The following is a 1,799-nucleotide window of genomic DNA, read 5'->3' on the forward strand; positions in this document are numbered from 1 at the left end:
CCCACCCGCCCGCCCCCCTGGTCCCCCCCACCCTCCCCACCTCGAGGCCCGGCCGCGAGCCGACCGGGACCGACTAGCAGACCCCCCACGCCCTGCCGTCGTCCCAGGTGATCACCCGCGTCTCGGGGACGGCGGCGACCGGTTCGAGGCAGCCCGCGTCGCGCTCGACGGTGAAGCTGCTCGAACCCCCGGTGACGCCGCCGGCCGGTGACGTGCAGGAGGTGTACCGGTCGTGGACCCGCGTGACGACCGGTCTGGGCAGCAGCACGACACCCGGCGAGTAGGTCCAGGTCGAGGTCGTCGCGCACACGACGACGCCGGTGGCGGTCGCGGTGCCCGCGCCCGCGACGCCGGTCGGCGCGACCGCCGAGCAGAGGGCGAGGAGTGCGGCGCCGCGGACGACGGCGGCGGGGCGTCGGGAACGGGGGCGGGACGCGTCTGAGTTCATGGTCGACGACCACTCCCGGAGTGCGGCGCAGGTGTCGGTGGGGAACGCGGGGGCGAGCCTAACGGCTCCTGCGGCGCGGTCCGGGCAACGTCACCCGATGTGGTTTTCTTCTGCTGCCGCCCTTGTCTTCGACGCGGCGCGTGGCTACAGCGCGAGCATCGCCGAGGCGACCTCGCCGACGGCCGTGCGGGGGATCGCGGTCGCGGCCTGGTCGAGCACGAGCAGTCGCGCGCCGGGGATCTCGCGGGCGAGCGCCTCGCCGTTGCCGACCGGGAAGAAGCGGTCGCGGCGGCCATGCACCACGAGCGTCGGCACCGCCAACCCGGGCAGGCGCTCGCGCCAGCGGGGCGTGCAGTCGAGCCTGGCGAACACCACGCCCAGGTGATTGGCCATCCGGACGGCGGGCCCGGCGCCCGGTGTGCGGTCGAAGACGCGCCCGGCGACCGCGCGTGCCTCGGCGGGGTCGTCACCGAGGACCTCCGCGCCGGCGGCGGCGTACTCCGCCACGGCGGCGCGGTCGGACCAGTCGGGCATCGGGAGCGCGAACCGGCGGGCCATCGTCGCCGCGTCGTGGTCGGGCAGGTCGGCGTCGACCGGGCCCGGCGCGACGGGCCGCGTCCCGACGAGGGTGAGGGCGGAGAACGCGCCTGGGTGGTCGAGCGCGGCGACCTGGGCGACCATCCCGCCGACGCCGATGCCCGCCAGGTGCGCCGGCCGGTCGTCGAGCCCGCGGGCGAGCGCGGCGGCGTCGGCGGCCAGGTCGCGCAGCGCGTACGCCGGGGCCTCGGGGTCGGCGGTCGTGGACGTGCCGGAGTCGCGCAGGTCGTAGCGCACCACGTGACGTCCGCCGCGGGCGAGCGCCGCGCACAGCTCGTCGGGCCAGGAGAGCATGGTGACGCCGCCGACGAGCAGCACGAGGGGCGCCGCCGCGTCACCGAAGTGCTCGACCCCGAGCGTGACGCCGTCGGGCGTGCGGAACGAGCGGACCCGCGTCGAGCGCATCGCCAACCTCCGGGACGGCAGCATGATCACGGCACACACTACGCCGCGGGGCCGAGCCCGCGCAGCCGGCCATCGTCCAAAGTGGACGAAGGGTTGCGTCGGTGCGCCGCGCGTCGGCGCCTCCCGGGAGTTCCGGTCGCGCCGGGCTGTTGACTTGCGGTGATCAAGTCGTGACACTGGGTGTTCCCCAGGGTGAGGAGCGGTGTGGTGGAACTGCTGAAGAGGATCGTGCGTCGTCGCTTCGCCAAGCCCGGTTACTACGCCTACCCGGCGGTGTGACCCGACCCTCCTCCCTGGCCGCTCGCACGGGCGGCCCGGAGAAGGGGCCGCCCGCGTGAGGGACCCGAGG

Annotated in this window: 2 protein-coding genes; both read right to left on the reverse strand. The window is 75.8% G+C overall.

The annotated features are described in order from the left end of the window. Positions 1 to 73: 73 nt before the first annotated feature. Positions 74 to 448, reverse strand: a complete 375-nt coding sequence (locus ACFV4N_RS41825; protein ID WP_499678242.1) for a hypothetical protein — start codon at positions 446 to 448, stop codon at positions 74 to 76. Between the two features lie 144 nt (positions 449 to 592). Beyond that, positions 593 to 1,450, reverse strand: coding sequence for an alpha/beta fold hydrolase (locus ACFV4N_RS41830; RefSeq protein WP_499678243.1), 858 nt, complete (start codon positions 1,448 to 1,450; stop codon positions 593 to 595). Between the last annotated feature and the right edge of the window lie 349 nt (positions 1,451 to 1,799).

This window comes from Actinosynnema sp. NPDC059797, from assembly GCF_042732085.1.
Taxonomy (GTDB): Bacteria; Actinomycetota; Actinomycetes; order Mycobacteriales; family Pseudonocardiaceae; genus Actinosynnema.